The 851-nt window shown below is 69.3% G+C and carries 1 protein-coding gene; it reads right to left on the bottom strand.

The window, feature by feature from the left end; all coding sequences use genetic code 11:
* Positions 1 to 600: thiamine pyrophosphate-binding protein (locus tag FVW20_RS17090; protein ID WP_269145845.1), on the bottom strand; the 600-nt coding region annotated here is incomplete at its 3' end.
* Positions 601 to 851: the final 251 nt, after the last annotated feature.

Here is an 851-nt window from a genome sequence, read left to right as displayed (position 1 = left end):
GCGCAGCCGGGCCAGCACTTCCGCCGCGCAGGCGGCCACCGCCTCTTCGTCGCAAGGGGTGGGCACGTGCGGGGCCACCGGGCCGCAGGCCACGGCGGGCATGTCGCGCGGAATTTCCAGGTACACCGGGCGCGAATGCTCAAGGCAGTTGCGCAGCACCCGCTCGATAATGGCGGGCGCAGTGGCCGGGTCGTCCAGAATTCCCTGGTCGCAGGTGACTTCCTGATACATGCGGAACTGCGAGCCCACGGTCTTCACCTGATGATGCAGCAGAAGGCCGCGCGCCCTCTCCGCCGTGCCCGGCGCCCCGGAAATGACCACCACGGGCGACTTTTCGGCAAATGCCTGGGCCACGGCGTTCAACATGTTGATGGCCCCGGCCCCGTAGGTGACGGCGGCCACGCTGAGCCCCCGGCGGATGCGCGCGGCGGCGTCTGCGGCAAAGCCCAGTCCCGGTTCGTGGGTCAGGGTGACCAGCGGCAGGATGCCGGTCTGCTCGATTATCTTGAAATAGGGCAGCGCGAAGTCGCCGGGGATGCCCCAGACCTCGCGCGCGCCGCGTTCCTTCAGGGCGTGCAGCAGTGCTTCGGTGATGTTCATGCTCTTCCTCGTGAGGCTTGCGGTCCCGGTGATCTGCCGGGGGATGCGCCGGACAATGTGCCCACTAATTTGCCCACTGACATGCCGGAGATATGCCGGAGATATGCCGGGTGACCGCAAGGCCGCCGCGCGGGCGGCCAGATGACGGCACACCGCACCTAGACCAAAAGCCGGGGCGCGGCAAGCCGGGGCCGCCGCACCCGTGGGGAACGTCCGCCGATCCGGCGCGGGTCAGCCCGCGTCCCGGCCCA

It is taken from the genome of Nitratidesulfovibrio oxamicus, from assembly GCF_015731765.1.
GTDB classification, from domain to species: Bacteria; Desulfobacterota; Desulfovibrionia; order Desulfovibrionales; family Desulfovibrionaceae; genus Cupidesulfovibrio; species Cupidesulfovibrio oxamicus.
This window is presented reverse-complemented; position numbering and strand designations above follow the sequence as displayed.